The organism is Flavobacterium gelidicaeli (genome assembly GCF_013294005.1).
GTDB lineage: Bacteria > Bacteroidota > Bacteroidia > Flavobacteriales > Flavobacteriaceae > Flavobacterium.
Genome location: NZ_JABSNK010000004.1, coordinates 218,372 through 241,874, shown reverse-complemented (window position 1 = coordinate 241,874; position 23,503 = coordinate 218,372). Strand labels below are relative to the sequence as shown.

Genomic DNA, 23,503 nt, shown 5'->3' with positions numbered 1-23,503 from the left:
TCGGTTGTTTTATTAATCGATTAAGAGATCTCGCCATAAAAATTGAAAACAAGAGTTGCCATAAATGGTTTTGGGAGAATAGGCAGAAATTTATTTCGCCTACTTCTAAACCATCCAAAAATAGAGGTTGTAGCTATAAATGACATTGCCGATACGAAGACAATGGCTCATTTATTAAAATACGATAGCATACATGGGGTTTTACCCCACACAATAAATCTAGATAAAAACGGTTTCTATATTGAGGAACAGTTTTTTGCTTTTTTTCACGAAAAGAGCATTGCGAACCTAGATTGGAAGGCGTTAAACATTGATTATGTAATAGAATCAACAGGAAAATACAAAACCTTTGACGAGTTAAATAGTCATATTATTGCTGGAGCAAAAAAAGTAATTTTATCTGCTCCATCAGAAGTTGACACTATAAAAACAGTAGTCTTAGGTGTTAATGAACATATATTAAACGGTACAGAAAAAATTATATCAAATGCGAGCTGCACAACAAATAATGCAGCACCAATGATGAAAGTAATAAAAGAATTATGTGGCATAGAGCAAGCTTACATTACCACAATACATTCTTACACAACAGACCAGAGTTTACATGACCAACCCCATAAGGATCTACGTAGAGCTCGCGGTGCTAGCCAATCAATTGTTCCTACAACAACTGGTGCAGCAAAGGCATTGACAAAAATTTTCCCTACATTAGAGGGAAAAATAGGAGGCTGTGGTATTCGTGTACCTGTACCTGATGGCTCATTGACAGACATTACATTTAATGTGAAACGCGCCGTGACAATTGAAGAAATTAATGCTGCTTTTAAAAATGCAGCTCAAAATAATTTAAAAGGAATCTTAGATTACACAGAAGACCCTATAGTATCAGTTGACATTATTGGAAATAAAAATTCTTGTGTTTTTGATGCACAGCTAACATCGGTTATCGATAAAATGGTAAAAGTTGTAGGCTGGTATGATAATGAAATTGGCTATTCATCACGATTAATCGACTTAATATTGCTAACAATGGCAAAATAATACAGAAAAACTAAATGAAATGTTTTGTGTTTTTTATTGTTTTTTTTAACTCACTTCTATACGCTCAAGACAAAGAGCCTGTAGATAGCATTTCTTTTTATAACAAAGCAGCTCAAACTAACATTCTAAAAAACAACTATAAAAATGCAATTGATTACACTCAAAAAGCAATCAATTACAGTGAGGTAAATTCAGACAAATTAAATCAAGCGATTCAAACATTTCATTTAGGAAAAATATATTATGATCTTAATAAAAATAATGATGCTACAAATTTTCTTACAGAGAGCATTACGCTTTTTGAAAATTTCCCAATCTCCGTTGAGCGTTCTGAAGCTTATTATTACCTTGGTTTAACCAAAAGTCGAAAAGGAGATTTTAACACAGCAACTATTTACTTCAACAAAAGTGAACAAATTAAAAGAGCTTTAAAAATCACCGATGATTTCTATCTAATAAATCTTCAAAAAGCAATAATTTTTAGAGAAAAAGGCAACCTTGAAAAAAGCAAAAATTTATTCAATGCTATAATCACTTTACCCACCACTGTTAAAAATTCAGAGTCAAAAACAGAAGCCTACTATCAAATGGGACTTATAGAATCTGATAGCAAAAGAAATAATTTTGCTTTAAATTACTTTAACAAAGCTTACGAATTAAGCACTAAAGACAAAAACCTACAACAGCGTTCGAATATTTTATTAGCGTTAAGCTATGTTCATGAAAAAATGCTTGAAAAAAATAAAGCGTACGCTTATTTAAAACAACACTTAAACCTAAAAGAGAGTATAGACATTTTAAATAATCAAAAACTAGGTATTGACGATTATGAAAACTTTAAAGAAACACAGCGTTTAAAAAATATTGAACGCATTAATAAACAAAATGCAGAGAAACAAAAAACTAATAAATTCTCTAAACTTATTAATATTCTCGCTGTTGCTTTAATATCTATTTTGTCGTTATTGAGTTTATCATTATACAAAAACAACATTATTAGAAACAAGACTAACTTACTTTTAAAAGAAAAAAATAATGAGTTAATCCTCGAAAAAGAAAAAACAGAAAAAGCATCTAAGGCACGATCTGAATTTCTTTCTACAGTTAGTCACGAACTACGCACACCATTAAATGCAATCAACGGAATAACGCATCTATTAATGGAGGAAAATCCAAAGAAATCTCAACTACATTACCTCTCTTCTTTAAAATTCTCAGGAAATTATCTTTCTACCTTCATCAATGAAATTTTAGAGATTAACAAAATCGAGTCTAACAAAATAGAAATTGAGAATATTAGTTTCAATCTAAAAGAATTATTAGAAGACATTAAAAATTCTCTAAACGGTTTAGCTAAAACAAATAATAATAATTTCACTTTACAATTAGATTCATATATCCCTGACAGCTTAGTAGGAGATCCTACTAAGCTGTCTCAAATTTTCATGAATTTAATAAACAACGCACTTAAGTTCACTAAAGACGGAAGTGTAACTGTTACTACTAAAACAAACATCCTTGATAACAAAAAAGCACACATTTATTTTACGATAATTGATACCGGAATAGGAATATCAAAAGATAAACTAGAAACGGTATTTGAAAGTTTCTCACAAGGATCAGTAGAAATTAATCGCAAGTATGGTGGAACAGGTTTAGGATTAACGATAGTAAAAAAATTAATTGAAATATTGGGAGGTACGATACAATTAAGCAGCGAATTAGGAAAAGGATCTACGTTCTATTTTGATTTAGAATTTGACATTAACAATGACTTAAAAGCCGACTTAAAACAAAGTAACTCAGACTACGCAATATTAAAAAATAAAAAATTCCTTGTTGTTGAAGACAACAAAATCAATCAAATGATTACTACAAAAATGCTTGAAAATAAAGGCGTTATATGTACTATTATTGATAATGGCGAAGAAGCCATAAAAAACGTTAAAGACAATAGTTACGACATGGTTTTAATGGATGTGCACTTACCTGGTATAAATGGTACGATTGCTACTAGAGAAATCAGGAAGTCAAATGAAATTACCCCTATAATTGCAATAACAGCAATTTCTCTAGATGAAAATAGAGAAATGCTATTATCCTTTGGTATGAACGATGTGGTTACAAAACCATTCGCTCCCGAAGATTTCTACAATGTTATTATGAATAACATGTTAACTACTAGTAAGTCTTAATCAACTCTCTTATTAATTTTCTAACATTTGGCTCTGCATTTTGCGCCGCTTCTAGTACTTCATCATGTGATATTGAGTCAATATTAGCCTCATCACCTATATCTGTAATTACTGATACACCAAAAGTCTCTAAGTCCATGTGACGTGCTACAATAACCTCAGGAACAGTAGACATCCCTACGCAGTCAGCACCTAGAATTTTCACCATTTTATATTCTGCCAAAGTTTCAAAACTAGGGCCTTGAAGTCCTAAATATATTCCATCTTTAACTTCAATATTTAATTCAGTTGCTAACGCTTTTGCTTTAGCGATCATTTTTCTAGAATAAGGCTCGCTCATATTTACAAATCGCGGACCAAAACGTTCATCGTTTGCACCACGTAAAGGATGCTCTGGAGTAAAATTGATATGGTCTTTAATAATAATAATTTCTCCTATTTTGTAATCAGGATTCACTCCACCTGAAGCATTAGAAACAATTAATTTCTTAACACCTAAATATTTTAAAACACGCACTGGAAAAGTCACTTCCTTCATAGAGTAGCCTTCATAATAATGAAAACGACCTTGCATAGCTACTACTTTTTTATCTCCAATAGTCCCAAAAACCAATGCTCCTTTGTGCCCTTGCACTGTAGAAACAGGAAAATTTGGAATCTCATTATATGGCAAAGTAAATGCTATATCAATATCTTCAGTAAAACTACCTAACCCTGATCCTAGAATAACTCCATATTCAGGATTGAAATTATTTATTTTGTTAATGTAATTAACGGTTTCTTGTACTTGTTCCCACATAATTCATGATTTTTTTTCTAAACAAATCTTCACTACTAAGGAAGGCACTTTTTATAGGCAAATAATAAAGTTGATCCTCAAGACCGCATCCCTTTAATCGCACAAAGTCCTTTTCGGTAGTAATAATGATTTTGTTTTTTGATTTATTTTTTATCTCTAAAATATCGTTTGCTGTAAATTGATGGTGATCTGGATAAACCATCGTTACATCATTTGCAGCCTGCAAATATGCAAAAAAAGACTCAGGTTTTGCAATTCCTGCCAAAAGTAATTTATCTCGCCCAACTAAATCAGCCACATTAATTTGCTCCTTTGAAGAGTAAATACATTCATCGTAAGCAATAGTAGTAAAAAACAATTGTTGGTTTGTTTTTAATTTAAGCTTAGCGTCAATCAACTGCCGTTCATTCTCTGAAACCGCTGTAGGACATTTAGTCACTACAACAACATCTGCTCTTTTGGAACCACTTTTATACTCTCTTAAATTTCCAGTAGGGAGCATAAAATCATCCGCATATAAATCACCATAAGATGTCAGTAAAACATAAAAACCCGCTTTTACTTTGCGGTGTTGATAGGCATCATCAAGTAAAACAACTTGAGGGGGAAGCTTTTCCGAAAGCAATTGTTCAATACCATTTACCCTACTTGCATCAACAGCAACTTGGATTTTTTTAAATTTTTGATAATATTGAAAAGGCTCATCGCCAATAATTTTAGCATTTGAATTTGCATCAGCAAGAATAAAACCCGCTGATTCTCTTTTATAACCACGACTTAATGTAGCCACGCGGTATTCGTCTTGAAGTAATCTAATTAAATATTCAATCTGAGGCGTTTTTCCAGTTCCTCCTACACTTAAATTACCAACAGCAATGACTGGCAAATCAAAACTAACCGACTTCAAGACTCCTTTATCGAATAAAAAATTGCGAATACTTGTAATAAGTCCGTAAAGGATTGCAAAGGGGAAAAGTATTTTTCGAAGTACATTCATAATACGAAAGTATATTTTTTATTTTAAAGTTGATTTGTTTATTCGTTAATTTGTTTACTTCAAAAAAAATGAAAAAATGAAAATAAAAGACATCCTTATTGTACTTGATGAAATGGCACCTCTCGCCTATGCAGAAGATTTTGATAATGTAGGATTATTAGTTGGAGATCAAAACACACAAGCAACTGGAATTTTAGTATGTCACGATGCACTCGAAAGCGTCATTGATGAAGCAATTGCAAAACAATGTAATTTAGTAGTTTGCTTTCACCCTATTTTGTTTTCAGGTCTAAAAAAAATTACTGGAAAAAACTATGTAGAACGTGCGATAATTAAGGCTATAAAAAATGACATTGCTATTTACGCCGTCCATACTGCGCTAGACAACCATCAAGAAGGTGTCAATAAAATATTTTGCAGCGCTTTGGGACTAACAAATACTAAAATACTGATTCCGAAGCAAAATTTTATTCGAAAGCTAACCGCTTTTACTACTTTAGATAATGCAGAAAAACTTCGAGAAGCCCTTTTTGAAGCTGGAGCTGGAAAAATAGGTAATTATGAAAACTGTAGTTTCAACACTAACGGAATAGGAACCTATAAAGGAACACAGAATAGTAATCCCGTAATAGGAGAACGTTTTGAATTTGTTCAAGCAGAAGAAATTAAAATCGAAGTTACTTTTGAAAAATATTTAGAATCGAAAATTTTAAAAGCCTTATTTAACAATCATATCTATGAGGAAGTAGCATACGAAATTTATGAATTAGAGAATAATCATCAGAATATTGGTCTTGGAATGATTGGAGAATTTGAAGAACCGATGGATGAAAAAGACTTTTTAATGCTTGTAAAAGGTAAAATGATCGCAGATGGAATACGACATTCGGCTTTTACCAATAAAAAAATAAAAAAAGTTGCTGTTTTAGGTGGATCAGGAAGTTATGCCATAAAAAACGCAATTATGGCTGGTGCCGACGCTTTCTTGACTGCAGATTTAAAATATCATCAGTTTTATGAAGCCGAAAATAGCCTACTTTTAGCAGATATTGGACATTTTGAGAGCGAACGGTATACAAAAAATTATATTGTTGATTATCTTCGGAAAAAAATCCTTAATTTTGCAATAATTTTATCTGAAGAAAATACAAATCCAGTTAAGTACTTATAGAATATGGCGAATACGAAAGAATTAAGTGTTGAGGACAAGTTAAGAGCAATATACGATTTACAATTGATTGACTCTAGAATTGACGAAATTAGAAATGTAAGAGGTGAACTTCCTCTTGAAGTGGAAGATTTAGAAGATGAAGTTGCTGGTTTGAGCACACGTTCTGAGAAATTGAAAGGGGAACTAGAAGTAGTTGAAGACCTAATCAAATCAAAAAAGAATGCAATTGATGAGCACAAAGAGGCGATCAAAAAATACACAAAACAACAAGAAAGTGTTCGTAATAATAGAGAATTTAACTCTTTAACTAAAGAAGTTGAATTCCAAGAACTTGAAATTCAATTAGCTGAAAAGCAAATTAAAGAAATGAAAGCTTCTATTGAACACAAAAAAGAAGTTATCTCTCAGTCTAAAGACAGATTAGAAACAAAATCGAATCACTTAAAGCACAAAAAATCTGAGCTTGAAGCTATTATGGCTGAAACAGCGAAAGAAGAAGCTTATTTGACTGAAAAATCTCTTGAGTTTCAAAACTCAATTGAAGATAGACTTCTTGCAGCATACACAAGAATTAGAACTAGTGTTCGTAACGGATTAGCAGTTGTATCTATTGAAAGAGGCGCTTCTGCAGGATCATTCTTTACGATTCCGCCACAAACTCAAGTTGAAATTGCTTCTAGAAAGAAAATCATCACTGATGAGCATTCAGGAAGAATTTTAGTTGACAGCGGACTAGCCGATGAAGAAAAAGAAAAAATGGAAAAGTTATTTTCTAAATTTTAATTATATTTAAGTCCCGATACACATCGGGACTTTTTTATTATGAAAAAAACCTTTAAATTTATTTTCACCAAGTCTATCGGATTATACATTAACATCCTCAGTTTAGTATATCCTGACAAAGCAATACAGCTCGCCTACTCTTTATTTAGCGAACCTCGTGATGGAAGACTCGATAAGAACAACCTTCCTGAAATTTTGCGAGAAGCAGTTACTGAAACTCATTTTCACAATAAAGAACATTTTCAAACCTATACTTGGAAAGGTAACGATACTACCATCTTATTAGTTCACGGATGGGAAAGTAACGCGTCACGCTGGGAAAACATACTTCCTTACTTAAAACAATCCGGAAGCACTATTATAGCGCTTGATGGTCCAGCTCACGGACTCTCTAGCGGAAAAGAGTTTAACATTCCGCAGTATGCATCTTTTATAGATGTTTTGGCTCAAAAACACCAACCTCAATACTTAGTAGGACATTCATTAGGTGCAAAAACATGCCTTTATTATCAAGCGGAATATCAAAATCAGAATATTGAAAAAATGGTTATTTTAGGTTCACCAAGTGATTTTAAAGTAATCCTAACAAACTATACCAATATGTTGAGCTTAAACACCACAATTTATAGCGGTTTAGAAAAACATTATCTCGATAATTTTAAACTAAAACTAGATAATTTTTCGGGAAAATATTTTGCTTCTAAAATACATACTAAAGGACTTATTGCTCATGATACTAATGACACTATCGTTTTATTTAATGAAGCCGAAAAAATTGCCAAAACCTGGAAGAATGCTGTTTTTGTAACAACAAAAGGCTTGGGACATAGTTTACACGATGATATCCTTTATAAAAAAATTGCTAGCTTTTTATTTGATACAAACTAGTATTTTAAAGCTCTTTTATAGAAAGAGATAAATAAACAAACCAGCAACTCAACCATTAAACAATTTAGTATTACTTTTGCACTATGGAAGAAAATCTAAAACGTCTTAATAAATTCATTGGAGAAACAGGATTTTGTTCTCGCCGTGAAGCAGATAAAATCATTGAAGAAGGTAGAGTTACTATCAATGGTGTAGTACCTGAACTAGGAACAAAGGTTTCTCAAAATGACGAAGTACGTATTGACGGTAAATTGATTAGAGAGAGAAACGAAAAGCCAGTTTATCTAGCCTTTTATAAACCGGTAGGAATCGAGTGCACTACTAATTTAGACGTACGTAATAATATTGTAGACTACATCAATTATCCTAAACGTATTTTTCCTATTGGCCGATTAGACAAAGCCAGTGAAGGGCTAATATTCATGACTAATGACGGCGACATTGTAAACAAGATACTTCGTGCCAGAAACAACCATGAAAAAGAATATACAGTAACCGTAAACAAACCCATAACGGATCGTTTTATAGAACGAATGGGGAACGGAATTCCTATTTTAGATACGGTAACCCGAAAATGTAAAGTAGAACAAATAAGCAAATACATTTTTAAAATTATTCTTACACAAGGTCTAAACCGTCAAATTCGTAGAATGACAGAGTATTTAGGATATGATGTTACTGCCTTAAAACGAATCAGAATCATCAATATCTCGCTAGATATCCCTGTAGGCCGCTACCGTGATCTAACAGATGCCGAAATAAAAGAATTAAACGAACTTATCGAACCTTCGAGTAAAACGGAAGAAGCTAGCTTACCAAAAGCAGAAGTTCCTAAAAGAAGAACCGAATTCATAAAAAGAGACGATCCTAGATTTAAAAATCGGAATGAATATTAAACAAATTTTGTCTTAATTAATAAACAACACCTCAAAGAACAAGCGTTTTTTGAGGTGTTTTTTTTTGTTTATTTTATTTCGAAAATCAAGTTCCAAAAACAATAGAGCTTTCATTATAAAACGCTTTTAATGAACTTATAAATAACACAAAAAAGGGCAAATGATAAATATCAGCTTTTTAATGCGTTAGAATTGTAATATTTGTGGATTATTATTTAAAAACACATCCATGACAATTTCTAAACCAATGCATACCTTCCATATTCCTGTGATGGGACTAGCGTACACTATTGATAGTCCTATTAGAGTTGCTAAATATGGAATCTCATCAGTGATTTCGATTATTGATGATGATCTTATTGAAAAAATGAGTGCTTTTTATAGTACCAAATTTAATCTTCCGTACCAAGAAATCACTCAGAAGATGCACGACTATCGCGCACAACGAGTAACTTCTTACTTGAATTTAGTCGACAAAATTGTAAAAGACAAATTTGAAAATTTCAAAAAAGAATTAAGCGAAAGCAAACAAACATTAGAAAGCTACATAGCCATGTTGCCTAACAAATCCGATATCAAACAAGGTTTGCAAAACCTGATGGAAGAAGGAAAGGAAACGATTATGAACTACCTTGAAAACAACCTAAGCGCAGGTGAGATTGATGTAAATATCATGACTAAAATCGATAAAGATAATTTCATTAAAGACGAGCAATTAGCAACTGAGTTTAATGATGCGCATGCTTCATTACGCGGTTTTGCTAATAGTACTTTGAGTTCGTCTGTGGTACTTTCTGCTGGGATGAATCCAAGATTGTATAGCTATTTTGAAAATTTTGAAGCCTTTTTTCCTAACGAAAACAACCAACTTAATAAAAAGATTATTTTGAAAGTAAGTGATTTTCGTTCAGCAATGATACAAGGAAATTTCTTGGCTAAAAAAGGACTTTGGGTATCAGAGTATCGTGTAGAATCAGGACTTAATTGTGGCGGGCATGCATTTGCTACTGATGGTTATTTATTAGGACCTATTTTAGAAGAATTTAAAGAAAAGAAAGCACAATTAATTCAATCAGCACATGAGTTAATGGTAAAAGCATTAACAATAAAAGGAAAACACATACCCGAAAAACCATTAGACCTTAAAATCACTGTGCAGGGCGGAGTAGGAACTGCGGAAGAACATGATTTTTTATTAGCTCATTATCAAGTAGATTCAGTAGGTTGGGGATCACCATTTTTATTAGTTCCTGAAGCGACCTCTGTAGATAAATCAACACGAGAATTATTGGCGAAAGCCAAAGAAGAAGATTTGTATTTAAGTCCGATTTCTCCATTAGGGATTCCGTTTAATACATTAAGAGGAACAACTAACGAAGCTCTAAAACAAAAAAGAATTCAAGATAACAAAGCAGGAAGTTCTTGTCCTAAAAAGTTTTTAGCCTTGAGTAAAGAATTTGGTCCCGAAGGAATTTGCACCGCTTCTAAAAAATACCAAGATGTAAAATTACAAGAGTTAGAAGCCAATAAGGAAACTTTGACTGCCGTTATGTATGACAATGCCAAGAATAAAATAACGGATAAATCTTGTCTTTGTGTTGGCCTAGCCAATGCATCTTATCTTGAAAACGATATGCAAATAAAAGGGCAAGCCCAAGGTGTAGTTGTTTGCCCTGGACCTAACATGGCTTACTTTGACCAAGAAGTTTCCTTGTCTAAAATGGTACAGCATATCTATGGAAACGATACTGTACTTACAATAACTGATCGTCCCAATATGTTTGTCAAAGAATTAAAAATGTATGTTGATTATTTAAAAAACGAAATCGACACAATTTCGACTGAAGTGACAGCTGCCCAAATAAAAAAATGGAATTTATTTAGCAACAATTTATTAGAAGGAATTGATTATTACAAGAATTTATTTCTTGCAAATCCTTCGTTTAAAACAGAAAACCATAGCGAACAAACATTGCTTGATCGTTATAAAAACGAATTACTAAGCATTGCTATTCCGCTATTAGCATAAAACATTAAAAATAACTCGATAATCTCAAGTCATTTTTTTTTTATCACTAAAGTCGTTTTTAAAATATAATTCTAGCCTAATGCTGAATTGTGTAAATTTACGCAACCTATTTTCAACTACAGACTATGCGACCCTCTACATTAGCTAAAAAAACAAAGATTGCTTTCTTTTCTACACAGTCGTACGACAAAACATTTTTCGAAAATCGTAATGCTGATTTTGGGTTTTCATTACATTTTTTTGAATCACAATTAAATGCGCTAACTGTTGAGTTAATTCAAGACGAAACCGTTGTTTGTGTTTTTGTAAATGATATTGTCAACGCTCAAGTCATTGAATCATTGGCCAATAAAAAAGTACAAATAATTGCTTTACGCTGTGCCGGATTTAACAACGTAGATTTAGATGCTGCTAAGAAGCTCGGAATTCACGTTTGTCGCGTTCCCTCCTATTCTCCTGAGGCCGTCGCTGAACATGCTATGGCAATGATTTTGACTTTAAATAGAAAAACTCACAAAGCTTACAACAGAGTTCGAGAGCAAAATTTTTCTTTAAACGGATTGTTAGGTTTTGATTTGCACGGTAAAACCATTGGTATAATAGGAACAGGAAATATTGGAAAAGCATTTGCTAAAATCGCAAAAGGTTTTGGCTGCAAGGTCTTAGCGTTTGATGTGGTTGTTGATCCAGAAATGGAAAAAGACGGTGTTATCTTCACCAACCTCAACTCCCTCTTTCAAGAAGCTGATATTATTTCATTACATTGCCCGTTGAACGAAAAAACAAAACACCTTATTAATGAAAATTCTCTCTCCCTAATGAAAGAAAATATCATGATAATTAATACCAGTCGTGGCGGATTAATTCAAACTTCGGATGTGATCGAAGCCTTAAAAAAAGGAAAAGTAGGTTATTTAGGTATTGATGTCTACGAACAAGAGGAAAAACTATTTTTCAAAGACCTCTCAGATGATATTATTCAGGATGATGAAATTCAGCGATTGATGAGTTTTCCAAATGTTCTTGTAACAGCACACCAAGCTTTTTTTACTAAAGAAGCATTGACACAAATTGCTCTGACAACTTTAGGAAATATAGAAACCCTATTGCGCAATAATGAATTAGAAAACAAAATGGCTTTTTTAGCTTAAGCTTTAAAAAGTTCAACAGTAAATCAAACACTATAAGTAATCTAAAAAAAAATCGGTTTAAAAATTTCAAACCGATTTTTTTTTAAATAGTTCTACTATTAAAAATGTAATGCAAAACCAACATTCAATTGGAATTTATCATCGTAATATTGATCATTAATTGCTTTATTATATCGTAATCCTGGCTCAATACTTACATTTTTACCTATAAACCATGCGTAACCTGCTTGTAAACCTAAATACGTTGGATTTGCATCTGCATCTCCAAAACCTACTCCATTATAAGAAAGTTCGATTGGGATCATTTTTTTCAGATAGTACTTTGCACCAATTTTATAAGCAATAGGGTCTCCTTGACCGTCTACTTCGCCATAACCCAAACCTAACTTTAAAGCTAAGTTATCTTTGATAAAATAACCACCTTCGGCACCAATGTTGTACGAAGTCACGCCATCAGATGAATTAAAATACAATGCTGTTGATCCTACATTAGAACCAAAACCAGTATTAACTTCTACAAGCCATTTTCCTTTTGAAACTTGACCCTCAGTAGCTTGAGCACTGGCAAATACAAAAGCAAATAGCGCAACCGCCGATAAAATAATTTTTTTCATGATTTTTGTTTTAGTATCTCAAAAATAGCAGTTTAAATTAATTAAATAAGAATTTTAGGACTTATTTAACGAAAGAAAATAGGTACAAGGAAATGTTGAATAATTTTTTAAGCAAAAAAAAAGGAACATCTTATTGAAGTTCCTTTCCAAAAATATTGAATTGAATTTTTTAAGTTTTCACCTTTTTATACATTGAAATTGTGTTTGCCCTTCCAAACAGATACAACAATTGCTTATTTCATTATGGATTACCTTACGAGGTTTGGATTTAAAAAGTTTATTTGTTCCAGATTTACTATCGAATACTCTTTTTCGGAGTCTTCATCAAATAAAATCTTTATTTCTTGGTCAGATACAAAAGTTACTATTTTATTACATCCTGTCGCACAGCTTTCTATATGAATAGGAAAGTACAATTGTTTGCGTTTATCAAATCCTAAAACATTGTTACGAGAAAAATTGACTATTTTATAATACTCATTTTCGATAGTTTCTCGACCATCTAGATCACCTGTAAAGTCAAAAATATTTTCTTTATAATAAGTGCTATATATAGTATCATTAATGCCCGAATAGCCATTAGCCAGATCATTGTCTGTTTTATTGTCAATATACCATTTTGAGTCGTAATTTTTATAATAGGAAATATCCAATTCTTTTTTTGAAGGATGGTATATAAATTTACTATTATTAGCTACCTCGTATAGAGATTTTTTTATTTCTGGTTTAGCATCTAATTCTTTATTTGAAGATAACTCTCCATCTATACAGTCGTCACAATGCGTTGCTCTTACAGTGCCGGAACCACTACATACAAGAGTATACACTTTAAAATTTTCTAAAGAAACCATATAAAAAATCACATTCCTTTCAGTAACGGCTGTCCCTTTATATTCTTGTTTTATAACTAGGGATACATAGTCTTTATTTCCAATTTTCTTTTTACTTAAGCTGGCAGAATCTATGTGAGCATAAGTATATTCGTTGGTAAGCAAAGTGTCTTTTTTAGAAAGAATAAATTTTTCATTCCTTTTTAAGTATTTAGAAATAAGGACATAATTGGTATCGGCAACAAGAAGAAACTTATCATATTCACTTGATTGATAGGCTGAAATTCGAATCTCTTCGGACTTATCGTCATTCTGAACGCTGAACAATGTAGTTAAACTATTGTTGTCGTCATCTACTGCCACGAAGTCGTTTGTACTCTTAGCTATGACTTGCTTTGAAGTTTTGTCGAGAAATACTTTTTTGGGTCCTTTTTTTTCACAGGAATAAAGCACTATCAACAGTAAAATAGTAATAAGTATAGTTTTTTTCATTTCGTAAAATGTATAATTTTTCTAAAATTCGCCAAATCTTGAACTAATATACTTTTTTTACTACAAAAAGATCCTATTTATTTTTAAAATACAATCAACCATTTCTGTTGCTTTTCGAAATAAACACCTATTTAGTCTTTATAAAAAATTACTCTAAAATAAAAAACCCTCAAAAAGTTTAAAACTTTTTGAGGGTTGCTCAATACTATAATTTAATTTTTATCCTTTCAATCTACAAGCCTTCACATCGCCTTCAACAACAACTTCTGTCATTCCAAGAGCTGATAAATTCTTCATGGCTTTGTCCCATTTTTTACCGCTTAATTCTGATTTTATTTTCAGTAAACCAAAATCCATTTGGTTCTCATTCGCTTGTAAAATAGCCACAATTGTTTTCTCGTCTGCTTCTAGTTCTACTGTGATTTGTTTTTTCTCCGGTCTCATTTGCGGGAAGAACAATACTTCTTGAATAGAGGCATTGTTTGTCAAGAACATCATTAAACGGTCCATTCCTATTCCTAATCCAGAGGTAGGTGGCATCCCGTATTCTAATGCTCTTAAGAAATCTTCATCAATAATTCCCGTTGCTTCATCATCTCCTTTTTCAGCCAAACGCATTTGATCTTCAAAACGTGCTCTTTGATCAATTGGGTCATTTAATTCAGAGTATGCATTGGCAACCTCTTTACCACAAACCATTAATTCAAAACGCTCTGTTAACTCCGGATTGTCACGGTGCTCTTTACAAAGTGGCGACATTTCCTTAGGATAATCAGTAATAAATGTTGGTTGAATATAATTTCCTTCACATTTTGCTCCAAAAATCTCATCAATCAATTTTCCTTTACCCATTGTAGCATCTACTTCGATACCCATTCCTTTTGCAGCTTCAAAAAGCTCTGCTTCTGTTTTACCAGAGATATCAAATCCTGTAAAATGCTTGATAGAATCAGTCATCGTTACACGAGCATAAGGTGCTTTAAAGTTGATTTTATTCTCACCAAAAATCGCTTCACTAGTCCCATTAACACTCACAGCGCAATGTTCTAATAAGTTTTCAGTGAATTCCATCATCCAGTTGTAGTCTTTGTAGGCTACATATATTTCCATGGCAGTAAACTCAGGATTGTGCGTTCTATCCATTCCTTCATTTCTGAAGTTTTTAGAGAACTCATAGACTCCGTCAAAGCCACCTACAATTAATCTTTTTAAGTACAACTCATTAGCGATACGCATGTACAATGGCATATCTAGCGAGTTGTGGTGTGTAATAAATGGTCTTGCCGCAGCACCACCAGGAATCGATTGTAAAACCGGAGTTTCAACCTCTAGATATCCTGCATCGTTAAAGAAACCACGCATGGCGTTGAACAATTTTGTTCTCTTAATAAAAGTCTCTTTTACGTTTTGGTTTACCGTTAAATCCACATAACGCATTCTATAACGCAATTCAGCATCATTAAAAGCATCGTGCACTTTTCCGTCTTCATCTACCTTTGGTAAAGGCAACGGACGTAATGTTTTACTTAAAAAAGTAAATTGATCTACACGTATACATTGCGCACCTACTTTTGTAGTAAATAATTCCCCTTCGATACCTATAAAATCACCTAAATCGGTTAATTTTTTAAATACTTGGTTGTACAACGTTTTATCATCACCTTCACAAAGTACATCGCGATTCACATACAATTGAATACGGCCTTCGCTATCTTGAAGCTCAGCAAAACAAGCTTTTCCTTGATCACGCACACTCATCAAACGTCCGGCTACAATAACCTTCTTACCTTCTTCAAAGCTTTCTTTTATCTGTTTCGAAGTATGATTTACAGGGAAAAGATTTGCTGGATAAGGGTTAATACCCAAATTACGTAAGGACTGTAGTTTTTCTCTACGGATGATTTCTTGTTCTGATAATGCCATTTTACTCTAATTTTAAGAGCGCAAAGATAGTCTTTATGTGTTAAAATAACAAAGTGAACAATTGCTAAAATAATGTATCGATAAAGTAGCATTACAGGAGCACAACTATTCCGTTTTCAATAGCAATCTCTCCCGCTTTCCGCTTTATCCACGCCAAAAAAAGGCGCGGGATACCGCATACAATCGGGGCTAGGCCTGAACGAACTGCTATCTGTAAGAATATTTTGTTAAAAAACAACAAGCATTATAAAAGTCTTGTATATTTAAACCTTAAAAAACAAACTTAAAACATGAGAAAAATTTTCCTTTTATTATTTGCACTATCCTTGTTCACAAGTTGTGAGATAACTGAAACGGTACATATCAATCCCGATAATTCAGGAACAATTGAGTACGACAGTCACAGAAACGAAAATAGTTATATGCAAATTGCAAAAGAAGAGTACTCTAAAGAAACAGTTTTTAAAGATACTACCTATGTTTTTCAGGGCTATATAGATAAATATAATGCCAATTTTGTTAAATATACACCACAAGAACAAGAGCTTTTTAATAGGTTCAAAAATGTAAAAGTACACATCAAGAAAAGTGCTTTTGATAAAGAATTCAGAAATACTATTACACAAGAATTTAGTAATGTCGAGGACATTGCCGATTTGACTAAAACAGAACACTATGTTGATGATATTATCCATAATTATGCTTTAACTGCCGAAGAACATTATTACAACATTCGTTTTACATTAAAAGACAATACGTTCAACCGAATTGTAACTATTACTGACGAAGCAATTTATAAAACCGAAAAAGAAAAATTACAGAACTTCAAAAAACAGTTAGCCAACTTTAATTTAGTTCAGAGTTACATTATAAAGTATCATTTTCCTCGAAAAATAAAAACCGTTTCAAATCCCAATGCCGTTATTAGTGCTGATAAGAAATCATTAGAATTAAATCTAAAAATAATTGATTTCCTGGAAAATCCCACAAGTACAAATCTTGAAGTAACCTTAGAGTAATCCAAAGAACCAACCAATCGTTTCAACTAGAGTTTGTATCTTTGTAAAAAAAGATGAAGAAATTCTATCCTCTATTACTATTAATTTTTGTTTTTACAAGTTGTACAATTAAAGAGAAAATGGTCTTAAATGAAGACGGATCAGGTACGTTTTCTTATGGATTTGATGTTTCTGCTTTAATGAAAATGGGTAAATCTACTGACTCTACTAAAGTCCCTAAAGTAATGGATTCTACTTTTACTTTTAAAGAACTCCTTGCTCCAATGAAAGACAGTATTGCTCAATTATCGGATGTTGAGCAAGCACAATTCAAATTGTTAGAGAATTTTCGAATCAGAATGAAAATCGATGAAATCGATAAGGAATTTAGCTATGATATGGCCTTTGATTTCCCTGTAACAGATAGTTTGTCTAATATGGTTTCACCCACTAAAGCAGCTTCTTTATTAGCATTGACTGATAAAAAAACAGCTTCAAAAAAAGTCTCAGCAGAAAAAGAAAAGAGTAATAGTAGCTTTAGTTACGACGGAAAGTATTTTATTAAAACTGTAACTTTAAATAAAGAACTTAAAAAATCTAAAAACAAAGAAAAAGTAAAACCTAAAAAAAATAAAGACGAAGAACCAGAGGATGATTTGTCTAAAAAATTAGATGATTTATTTAAACAATGCAAATACACTATAGAATACCACTTCCCTAAAAAAATAAAATCACTTTCTTTAGATGGTGCAACGATAGCAGAGGATAAAAAAAGTTTTGTTTTGGATATTCCAATGGAAAACTTACAAGAAAACATGGATTTAAGCTTTAAAGTAGAATTTGAATAAAATGAATAAAAAAATACAGCTTCAGGATCTTGGAAATAAAGATTACCAAGCAACTTGGGAATACCAAGAAGAATTATTTAAAGGTATTGTAGATATCAAAATAAGAAACCGCAGAGAAGAACTAGAACTAGAAACTCCTAATTACTTTCTTTTTGTAGAACATCCACATGTATACACTTTAGGAAAAAGCGGCGATTTAAGTAACTTACTTTTATCTGAAAAGCAACTAGCTGAAAAAGGAGCTACTTTTCATAAAATAAACCGTGGAGGAGATATTACCTATCACGGACCAGGACAAATTGTAGGGTATCCTATTTTAGATTTAGAGAACTTCTTTACTGATATTCATAAATACCTGCGTTTCCTTGAAGAGTCAATTATTTTAACCTTGCAAGAATATGGATTAGAATGCGGTCGTAGCGAAGGTGAAACAGGTGTCTGGTTAGGCGTAGGAACACCATTTGCTAGAAAAATATGTGCTCTAGGTGTTCGTGCTTCACGCTGGGTTACTATGCACGGTTTTGCTTTGAATGTAAATGCTGACTTAGGTTATTTTGACAATATCATACCCTGCGGAATTCGCGGAAAAGCAGTAACCTCATTAAACGTAGAGTTAGGTATCGAAAAAGTAGACGAAGAAGAAATAAAAATGAAAATCAGAAATCATTTCTCTAAACTTTTTGAAAGCGAATTTATATAATAAGATAGATTATAAACTAAAAAAATAGATTGCGACGGAAACGTTTCAATCTATTTTTTTTTGTGAAAATCTTAAATTTCAACTAAATAATTTCTAAAATTACTACAATAAAGACCAACCTAATTTATATCAAATCAAGAACTGTTTAAATACAATACTTGTTCTACAATCCGTTTGAATTGATAATTGGACTACTGTATAAATTGTATTGGTAAATAAAAACTTTAAATCCTGTATTACATAATATTATTATGCTTAAAATAGGATTAAAAAATCAGTTTAAAACTCTTAATTTAATATTATAATTTAACAGGTAACGACTATTTCATAACTTAATAATATAAGTTAGTTAACAATAACTTAACATTAAAACCTCGTCAGCAAGTGCAAATACAAGGCTTTTGCTAAAAACATAATTTCATTTTAATTCAGTTTTATTATAAAAAAATAATTTTTAAATTCTTTTTTAACCTTTTTAACGTTTAATATTTACACGAATGTTAAACTTCATTTTTTAACACCTACCTGGGGAGTAAAATTCAACGTTTTATTGTGATTTTTGTATTCAAATTAATTCAAAAATCAGAATAATGAGATTAAAATTCAAATGGATTTATGCGCTTTTGATGGCGTTATCTATTCAGTTTGCTTTTGCACAAGAGCAAACAATTAAGGGTGTTGTTTCGGATGCTATAGGGTCTATACCTGGAGTTAATGTACTCGTAAAAGGAACAAAAAAAAGTGCACAAACAGACTTTGACGGTGGTTATGTTATTAAAGCAAAACCAGGTGATGTAATTGTATTTTCATTTGTTGGAATGCAAGATTTCACTGCTACTGTAGGAACTTCTTCAACTATCAATGTAAAAATGAAAGAGGAAGGTAAAGTTCTAGAAGAAGTAGTAATATTAGGATATGTATCCAGAGGTAAAAACGAAGTAACAGGAAGTGTGAAACAAATATCTGGAGATATCTTAAAAGGAGTTCCAGTAGTTTCTGTAGATCAAGCTTTACAAGGTAAGGTTGCTGGTTTACAAATTTCGCAATCATCTGGAACACCGGGATCTGTACAAGATATCCGTATTAGAGGTGTGGGTTCTGTATCTGCAAGTAACCAACCTTTATATGTGATTGATGGTGTACCCGTTATTAACGATGCTTTTGCAGCTAGTGATAACGTATCTACATTATCTCCGCTTGCGTCTATCGCGAGTAGCGATATTGAAAGCATGACAGTACTTAAAGATGCTTCTGCAACTTCAGCATATGGAGCTAGAGGATCTAATGGTGTAATCATTATTACAACTAAAAAAGGAAAATCAGGAAAAACAGTATTCAACTTGAATACGTCTATTGGTTTCCAAAACAATGCCGTTAAAGGGCAAACTCCTTTAACAGGAGAACAAAGAAAAGAACTATATCTTGACGCTGTATACAATACTTATGGTGCAGATAACGGTTTTACAAGAGCAAATGCTGAAACATTTTTATTAGGTACTGCTCAAGGATTAAATATTGACAATAACTTTGCTGGATTACAGTATTGGGATGGTAAAGAAGGAAACTGGCCTGAATTGTTACAAAACAAAGACGCTATTTTAAGATCTTATGATATCTCTGCTAGTGGTGGTGACGAAAAATCAACTTTCAACGTGTCGTTAGGATACAACAAGACAGAAGGTACCGTAATTGGATCAGAGTTTAGACGTCTTACAGCTAAGATTGGTATGTCAAGAAAATTAACTGAAAACGTGAAATTTTCGACAAATAATAGTTTTGCAGACTCAAAACAAAATGGTGTACTTGAAGGTGGTGGATTCTTTTCTAACCCACATTTAGCGCGCTATTTCATGACTCCATGGGCTAACCCATACAATGCTGATGGTTCATTAAACATTACCGATATTCAAGACTATACAGGGGTGCCAAATACACTGTATGTTGTTAAAAACAATTTAATCGAAAATGATCTAGCTAGAATTATCTCTAACAATACATTAGAATGGAGAATTTCAGATAGATTTAAATACAAGTCAGTTTTTGGAATTGATTACAACTTAGCAACATTTCACCAATATGATAATCCAATTCATGGTGATGGAGCAAACGTAAATGGTGATGCACAACAAACGGTATCTCGTAACTTAAATTTAGTAGCTCAAAACTCTTTGAACTATAACTATAGATATAAATTACATAGTTTTGACGCAACGGCATTATTCGAATACCAAAAAAATACCTTTAGTCAATTAGGCGCTTACGGAGAAAATTTTGCTTCGGAAGGATTACAATATGTTGACAACGTGGTTAGAAACATTAGTGTAAACGGAAGCTATGACGACTGGTTAAACGTTTCTTACTTAGCGTTACTTAACTACAACTACAACGGTAAATATGTACTTGACTTTACCTATAGAAAAGAGGGATCTTCTCGTTTTGCTCCAGGAAAACGTTTTGGTGATTTCTGGTCTGTTGGTACTGCTTGGAACATCAACAAAGAGGAGTTCATGAATGACGGAATCTTTAGCGAATTAAAACTAAGAGGTTCTGTAGGTTCTTCTGGAAACAACGCTATTGACTTGAATCAATACCAAACATTGCTTGCATACAATACAAATTATGCTGGAGACCCTACGATCTATCCTTCTACATACGGTAACTTAGACTTACAGTGGGAGAAAAACAGAACAATCGACTTAGGAGTTGATTTTGCTATATTAAACAACCGTATTTCTGGTAGTTTAGGTGTATACAATAAAAAAACATCTGACTTATTGCAAGACGTTCCTTTATCTAGAACAAGTGGTTTTACAACAGTATCTTCTAATGTAGGTGAAATTGTGAACAAAGGAGTTGAAGCTGATTTAACTTTCAACGTGATTCAATCTAAAGACTTCAATTGGAACGTATCTACAAACTACGCTTTCAATGACAACGAAGTAACTAAACTTGCAAAAGATCCAGCCGGAAACGATATTAATATCGCTACAGGAACAAAAATCACTAAAGTAGGTGAAGCTGTTGGAACTTGGAATATGAGAAAATGGGCTGGTGTAGATTCAGCAAACGGTAACCCACTATGGTTTGTAAATGGTAAAGATGGCGCAACTACAAGCAACTATAACGAGGCTCAAATTGCTATTCAAGGTAAATCATTACCTACTTACACAGGTGGAGTTAGTACGCATTTAGATTTCAAAGGAGTGTTTTTTGACGCAAGTGTATACTTTGCAGGTGGAAACAAAGTTTTTGAAGACTGGGCTTCTTACACACAAAGTTCTGGAACAAGAACTACAGTAAACTACAATGGAGTTGAAGCTTTATTAAACAGATGGCAAAATCCTGGAGACATCACTGATGTTCCTAAAATGGATCTAACATCTACAGGAAATAACTCTGCTGCTACTTCTACACGTTTTTTATATGACGGAGATTATATCAGAATTAAAGATTTAACTCTTGGTTACTCTTTCAACAAAGAGGTATTAGAAAAAATTAGTTTAGATGGATTAACATTATCTGTAAGAGGAACTAACTTGTTCACTTTTGTTAAAGATGGTCGTCTTAAATATGACCCAGAGGTAAGAGCTGACGGTTTTACTCGTTTGTCTACTCCTCCTGTTAAATCAGTAACTTTTGCAATGAACTTTAAATTTTAAGAAATGAAAATAATAACAAAAAGCATATTAGCATTGTCCCTACTGCTTACAGTAGCTTCATGCGATGATTCAGATTTAGACCCAACATTGACAGTTAATAAAGAGGTAACAACAATTAAATCTGCTAACGACTTGAGATTAGTACTTTCTGGAGCTTACAATAGAATGACTAGTGAGTTTTACTATGGTCGTGACATGTTAGTCTTTGGTGACGTACGCTCTGATAATGCCTTTTCAACTGGAAACTCTGGACGTTTTGTAACTCCAGGATCTATGGATATGGTAAACTCTGACGGCTACGCTAGAGATACTTTTACTCAAATATATGCCGTAGTATCAAGTACTAATCTTGTAATTAACACAACTATTACAGGAGCAAATGCGGAGGAAACTGCTCAAATCAACTATTACAAAGGGCAAGCTTTAATGTTAAGAGCTTTAGCTCATTATGATTTACTTCGCTTATATGGTCAGCAAAACGTAAACGGTGGCGGATTATCTGCTGATGGTGTTGCGTACATTACTGAGTTTAAAAGCGCTAATTTAAGTCCGGCTAGAAATACGGTAGGAGAAGTTAAAAACTTCATCTATACTGATTTAGACAAAGCCTTAACTTTGATGGATGCAGAACTAGATGACTCTACAGAAACGGTGACAACACCAGCTGTAAATGGTCTTAAAGCGAGAGTAGCATTGTATTTTGAGGATTGGGCAATTGCTAAACAAGCATCAAGCGATGCAATGAAGCAAGCAACAATAAACGGTAAACGTATTGCACAAGCTAGTGAGTTTGTAAATACCTACACTATCCCTAAGCCTATCAACACTATTTTTGAATTGGCATTTAGAGATAACGATAACAATTCTATCGATGGGTTGTACAACATCTACGCATCGACTACTTACGGAGACATTGTTGTTTTAGACAACTTCAAGAATCTTTTCAGTAAAACTGACGTTAGAGGAACTACAGCAATGTTAGCTATTGATGGCAAAAACAGATTAAGAAACGTGGGTAAATTTATCGCTTTCGAATCAAATGTTCCTTTAATTCGTTTTGAAGAAATGGTATTAGTTAATGCTGAAGCTTCTTTCATGATTAACAATGCAGATGCAACCGTTTTAACTTCGATCAACTCAATTGCTACTAATAGAGGTGCTGCTGCTTACACTACAGTGACTCGTAATGACATTTTAAATGAGCGTCGCAAAGAGTTAGCTTTTGAAGGGTTTAGATTTGATGATATCGCTAGAACAAAGCAAAACATGCCTATTGTTGATGCGTTAAAGCAAACCTATGATGACAAAGGGGCAATTCTTTACGGAAGTTATAAATATGCTTTCCCTATTCCATTAGTGGAAACTAATGCTAATGCAAACACAAAACAAAATGCAGGATACTAATTTAAAAAAGTAGTTTCTGTTTTAAATACAAAGAGAGGATATAGCAATATATCCTCTCTTTTATTTTATATTAATTTTTATTTTT

General features: G+C 32.7%; 18 protein-coding genes. 13 read left to right on the top strand and 5 right to left on the bottom strand.

Annotated features, from left to right (window positions below; translation table 11 throughout):
- Nucleotides 1-42: 42 nt before the first annotated feature.
- Together gap and HNP99_RS07780 are read left to right on the top strand one after the other, a co-directional pair.
- Complete coding sequence (gene gap / locus HNP99_RS07785; protein ID WP_173852813.1) at nucleotides 43-1,041, top strand: type I glyceraldehyde-3-phosphate dehydrogenase; 999 nt, start codon at nucleotides 43-45, stop codon at nucleotides 1,039-1,041.
- 14 nt (nucleotides 1,042-1,055) lie between these two features.
- Nucleotides 1,056-3,236, top strand: coding sequence for a tetratricopeptide repeat-containing hybrid sensor histidine kinase/response regulator (locus tag HNP99_RS07780; RefSeq protein WP_173852812.1), 2,181 nt, complete (start codon nucleotides 1,056-1,058; stop codon nucleotides 3,234-3,236).
- On the opposite strand, the gene HNP99_RS07775 is transcribed toward HNP99_RS07780, so the two are convergent.
- Nucleotides 3,223-4,035 carry a purine-nucleoside phosphorylase gene (locus HNP99_RS07775; protein ID WP_173852811.1) on the bottom strand — a complete coding sequence of 271 codons (813 nt, stop codon included), beginning with the start codon at nucleotides 4,033-4,035 and terminating at the stop codon, nucleotides 3,223-3,225. The genes HNP99_RS07780 and HNP99_RS07775 overlap by 14 nt on opposite strands.
- The gene (gene lpxK, locus HNP99_RS07770; protein ID WP_173852810.1) at nucleotides 4,007-5,032 is read right to left on the bottom strand and encodes a tetraacyldisaccharide 4'-kinase; all 1,026 of its coding nucleotides are present in this window, start codon (nucleotides 5,030-5,032) and stop codon (nucleotides 4,007-4,009) included. Before lpxK ends, HNP99_RS07775 begins: the two co-directional genes overlap by 29 nt.
- A 76-nt stretch (nucleotides 5,033-5,108) precedes the next feature.
- Between lpxK and HNP99_RS07765 the strand changes: the two genes are divergently transcribed.
- From HNP99_RS07765 to HNP99_RS07740, 6 genes are all read left to right on the top strand, one after another.
- Nucleotides 5,109-6,203, top strand: a complete 1,095-nt coding sequence (locus HNP99_RS07765; protein WP_173852809.1) for a Nif3-like dinuclear metal center hexameric protein — start codon at nucleotides 5,109-5,111, stop codon at nucleotides 6,201-6,203.
- 3 nt (nucleotides 6,204-6,206) lie between these two features.
- Nucleotides 6,207-6,986, top strand: coding sequence for a zinc ribbon domain-containing protein (locus HNP99_RS07760; protein WP_173852808.1), 780 nt, complete (start codon nucleotides 6,207-6,209; stop codon nucleotides 6,984-6,986).
- Nucleotides 6,987-7,025: 39 nt separating this feature from the next.
- Nucleotides 7,026-7,874 carry an alpha/beta fold hydrolase gene (locus HNP99_RS07755; protein ID WP_173852807.1) on the top strand — a complete coding sequence of 283 codons (849 nt, stop codon included), beginning with the start codon at nucleotides 7,026-7,028 and terminating at the stop codon, nucleotides 7,872-7,874.
- 83 nt (nucleotides 7,875-7,957) lie between these two features.
- Nucleotides 7,958-8,770, top strand: a complete 813-nt coding sequence (gene rluF / locus HNP99_RS07750; RefSeq protein WP_173852806.1) for a 23S rRNA pseudouridine(2604) synthase RluF — start codon at nucleotides 7,958-7,960, stop codon at nucleotides 8,768-8,770.
- Between the two features lie 229 nt (nucleotides 8,771-8,999).
- Nucleotides 9,000-10,799: a hypothetical protein gene (locus HNP99_RS07745; RefSeq protein ID WP_173852805.1), complete on the top strand. Its 1,800-nt coding sequence runs from the start codon at nucleotides 9,000-9,002 to the stop codon at nucleotides 10,797-10,799.
- A 125-nt stretch (nucleotides 10,800-10,924) separates the two neighbouring features.
- The gene (locus tag HNP99_RS07740) at nucleotides 10,925-11,950 is read left to right on the top strand and encodes a 2-hydroxyacid dehydrogenase (protein WP_173852804.1); all 1,026 of its coding nucleotides are present in this window, start codon (nucleotides 10,925-10,927) and stop codon (nucleotides 11,948-11,950) included.
- 98 nt (nucleotides 11,951-12,048) lie between these two features.
- On the opposite strand, the gene HNP99_RS07735 is transcribed toward HNP99_RS07740, so the two are convergent.
- The 3 genes from HNP99_RS07735 to lysS all read right to left on the bottom strand — a co-directional run bounded on the left by HNP99_RS07735 (nucleotide 12,049) and on the right by lysS (nucleotide 15,809).
- Nucleotides 12,049-12,564 carry a hypothetical protein gene (locus HNP99_RS07735; RefSeq protein WP_173852803.1) on the bottom strand — a complete coding sequence of 172 codons (516 nt, stop codon included), beginning with the start codon at nucleotides 12,562-12,564 and terminating at the stop codon, nucleotides 12,049-12,051.
- Nucleotides 12,565-12,812: 248 nt separating this feature from the next.
- Nucleotides 12,813-13,757, bottom strand: coding sequence for a hypothetical protein (locus HNP99_RS07730; RefSeq protein WP_173852802.1), 945 nt, complete (start codon nucleotides 13,755-13,757; stop codon nucleotides 12,813-12,815).
- A gap of 348 nt (nucleotides 13,758-14,105) precedes the next feature.
- On the bottom strand, nucleotides 14,106-15,809 hold the full coding sequence (lysS, locus tag HNP99_RS07725) for a lysine--tRNA ligase (RefSeq protein WP_173852801.1): 1,704 nt from the start codon (nucleotides 15,807-15,809) through the stop codon (nucleotides 14,106-14,108).
- A 290-nt stretch (nucleotides 15,810-16,099) separates the two neighbouring features.
- Between lysS and HNP99_RS07720 the strand changes: the two genes are divergently transcribed.
- The 5 genes from HNP99_RS07720 to HNP99_RS07700 all read left to right on the top strand — a co-directional run bounded on the left by HNP99_RS07720 (nucleotide 16,100) and on the right by HNP99_RS07700 (nucleotide 23,418).
- A complete protein-coding gene (locus HNP99_RS07720) occupies nucleotides 16,100-16,828 on the top strand; it encodes a hypothetical protein (RefSeq protein ID WP_173852800.1) in 729 nt (242 codons plus the stop codon).
- A 53-nt stretch (nucleotides 16,829-16,881) separates the two neighbouring features.
- Entirely contained in the window at nucleotides 16,882-17,655 is a 774-nt protein-coding gene (locus HNP99_RS07715; RefSeq protein ID WP_173852799.1) for a hypothetical protein, read from the top strand.
- A 1-nt stretch (nucleotide 17,656) separates the two neighbouring features.
- The gene (gene lipB, locus HNP99_RS07710) at nucleotides 17,657-18,355 is read left to right on the top strand and encodes a lipoyl(octanoyl) transferase LipB (protein WP_173852798.1); all 699 of its coding nucleotides are present in this window, start codon (nucleotides 17,657-17,659) and stop codon (nucleotides 18,353-18,355) included.
- A 590-nt stretch (nucleotides 18,356-18,945) separates the two neighbouring features.
- A complete protein-coding gene (locus HNP99_RS07705) occupies nucleotides 18,946-22,014 on the top strand; it encodes a SusC/RagA family TonB-linked outer membrane protein (RefSeq protein WP_173852797.1) in 3,069 nt (1,022 codons plus the stop codon).
- A 3-nt stretch (nucleotides 22,015-22,017) separates the two neighbouring features.
- Nucleotides 22,018-23,418, top strand: a complete 1,401-nt coding sequence (locus HNP99_RS07700) for a RagB/SusD family nutrient uptake outer membrane protein (protein WP_173852796.1) — start codon at nucleotides 22,018-22,020, stop codon at nucleotides 23,416-23,418.
- Nucleotides 23,419-23,503 lie beyond the last annotated feature (85 nt).

Bases quoted from the DNA above. Each gene is read 5' to 3' on its own strand.
- HNP99_RS07780 (WP_173852812.1), top strand. From the start codon at position 1,056: ATGAAATGTTTTGTGTTTTTTATTGTTTTTTTTAACTCACTTCTATAC.
- HNP99_RS07775 (WP_173852811.1), bottom strand. From the start codon at position 4,035: ATGTGGGAACAAGTACAAGAAACCGTTAATTACATTAACAAAATAAAT.
- lpxK (WP_173852810.1), bottom strand. From the start codon at position 5,032: ATGAATGTACTTCGAAAAATACTTTTCCCCTTTGCAATCCTTTACGGA.
- HNP99_RS07765 (WP_173852809.1), top strand. From the start codon at position 5,109: ATGAAAATAAAAGACATCCTTATTGTACTTGATGAAATGGCACCTCTC.
- HNP99_RS07760 (WP_173852808.1), top strand. From the start codon at position 6,207: ATGGCGAATACGAAAGAATTAAGTGTTGAGGACAAGTTAAGAGCAATA.
- HNP99_RS07755 (WP_173852807.1), top strand. From the start codon at position 7,026: ATGAAAAAAACCTTTAAATTTATTTTCACCAAGTCTATCGGATTATAC.
- rluF (WP_173852806.1), top strand. From the start codon at position 7,958: ATGGAAGAAAATCTAAAACGTCTTAATAAATTCATTGGAGAAACAGGA.
- HNP99_RS07745 (WP_173852805.1), top strand. From the start codon at position 9,000: ATGACAATTTCTAAACCAATGCATACCTTCCATATTCCTGTGATGGGA.
- HNP99_RS07740 (WP_173852804.1), top strand. From the start codon at position 10,925: ATGCGACCCTCTACATTAGCTAAAAAAACAAAGATTGCTTTCTTTTCT.
- HNP99_RS07735 (WP_173852803.1), bottom strand. From the start codon at position 12,564: ATGAAAAAAATTATTTTATCGGCGGTTGCGCTATTTGCTTTTGTATTT.
- lysS (WP_173852801.1), bottom strand. From the start codon at position 15,809: ATGGCATTATCAGAACAAGAAATCATCCGTAGAGAAAAACTACAGTCC.
- HNP99_RS07720 (WP_173852800.1), top strand. From the start codon at position 16,100: ATGAGAAAAATTTTCCTTTTATTATTTGCACTATCCTTGTTCACAAGT.
- HNP99_RS07715 (WP_173852799.1), top strand. From the start codon at position 16,882: ATGAAGAAATTCTATCCTCTATTACTATTAATTTTTGTTTTTACAAGT.
- lipB (WP_173852798.1), top strand. From the start codon at position 17,657: ATGAATAAAAAAATACAGCTTCAGGATCTTGGAAATAAAGATTACCAA.
- HNP99_RS07705 (WP_173852797.1), top strand. From the start codon at position 18,946: ATGAGATTAAAATTCAAATGGATTTATGCGCTTTTGATGGCGTTATCT.
- HNP99_RS07700 (WP_173852796.1), top strand. From the start codon at position 22,018: ATGAAAATAATAACAAAAAGCATATTAGCATTGTCCCTACTGCTTACA.